Origin of the sequence: Bradyrhizobium sp. (assembly GCF_016462955.1) — a bacterium.
Classification (GTDB): domain Bacteria; phylum Pseudomonadota; class Alphaproteobacteria; order Rhizobiales; family Xanthobacteraceae; genus Bradyrhizobium.
Window position 1 is genome coordinate 1 of record NZ_JAEMSD010000890.1, and the last position, 1,530, is coordinate 1,530.

Consider the following 1,530-nt stretch of genomic DNA (forward strand, 5'->3'; position numbering starts at 1 on the left):
GGTTTCAGATTCACCGAACGGCCGCTCTCCTGTCGTGAAAAAATACAGCAGCACGCCGAGCGAAAACAGATCGCTGCGCGGATCGTCGCGCACGCCGAGCAGCCGCTCGGGTGCCATATAGGGCGCGGTGCCGTAAGGCAGGCGGAATTCCTCCTGCAGGAGATCCGGCAAATGGTTGTGATGCGACAGGCCGTAGTCGATCAGCACCGCCTCGCCGGAATCGCGGAACATGATGCTGCTCGGCTTGATGTCGTGGTGGATCACGTTCTGCCGGTGCAGATCGGCCAGCGCGGTTGCGATCCTGGCGACAAGCTGGCGCGCCTCGTCGTAAGGCAGCGGCAGCTCGGGCAGCCGCTTGTAGAGCGTCGCGCCCGGGATGCGCTCGATCACGGCATAGGCCTGGCGGGCGAAGTCGCCAGTGCCGAAGCAGGCCGGCACGTGCGGACCCGCAAGCCGCGGCAGGATCATCATCTCCATCTCGAAAGAGACGATCGCGGCGGGGTCCTCGCCTTCCGACACCCGCGGGATCTTCATCAGCAAGGGCACGTCGATGCCGGGATGGGTGACGGTCCACAGCGTCGCCATGCCGCCGGCATGAACGCATTCGCCGATCGTGTACCCGTCGATCTCCGCACCTGTTTTGACCAGGGGTTTGGGCATCGCCGTCAGCGCCCCTGCAACAGACGGTCGGCGAGCCAAGGCGGCAGGCCGTTGTCGCGGATCCTGCTGGCTGCAGTCTCGACGTCATAGGGTGCGCGGCAATAGGTGATCTCGCAGGAGTCCGTGTCGAACAGCACAAAAGATGCCGACGGATCACCGTCGCGGGGCTGGCCGACCGAGCCCAGCACGGCGAGCCATTGCCGCCCGTGCAGGAGCTGCACGGGGACATCGGTCTTCGGCACGAAGCTCGTCATCTTCGCCGTCACCGACATCGAATACAGTGCCGGCCTGTGGACGTGGCCACAGAACGTGACGTGGGCCTTCGTCGCGATCAGGCTCTTGGCGGCGTCCGCGGTCGAGCGGACATAGTGCCAGCGTTGGGGATGTGAGGCTTCCGCGTGCACGAACAGGCGCCCGTCGTCGTCCACCTGCATCGGCAAATCGGCCAGAAACCGCCGCTGCGCGGTGTCGAGCCGGCCGCGGGTCCATTCGATCGCGATCTGCGCCTCGGCGTTCATGGTCTCGGCCGTGGAATTGACGGCCTGGTCATGATTGCCGCGCACCGCGATGGCGCCCTGCGCAACCAGCTCCATCGCGGTGTCCACGACCCATTCCGGATCGGCGCCATAGCCGACGAAATCGCCGAGCAGGACGAAGCCCTCCGCGCTCTTCGCACGCGCAATCTTCAGGCAGGCCTCGAACGCCTGCCTGTTGCCGTGGATATCCGAGAAGACAGCTAGGAGCACGCACCCTCCACCCTCAGACTCTTATTCGAGGCCGAAAAGGCCAAATTGAGGGAAGTCAACAAGATGCGCCAGCACTGGGCCGTTTTCCAGCACTGCTCGGCGGGGATGGTGAAGGGCCTATTGC

At 64.8% G+C, this 1,530-nt stretch carries 2 protein-coding genes; both read right to left on the reverse strand.

All coding sequences use genetic code 11. The features are described from left to right. On the reverse strand, nucleotides 1-660 hold a 660-nt coding region (locus JHD07_RS39580; protein ID WP_291632062.1), incomplete at its 3' end, for a serine/threonine-protein kinase. Between the two features lie 5 nt (nucleotides 661-665). Continuing rightward, complete coding sequence (locus tag JHD07_RS39585) at nucleotides 666-1,406, reverse strand: metallophosphoesterase family protein (protein ID WP_291632064.1); 741 nt, start codon at nucleotides 1,404-1,406, stop codon at nucleotides 666-668. Between the last annotated feature and the right edge of the window lie 124 nt (nucleotides 1,407-1,530).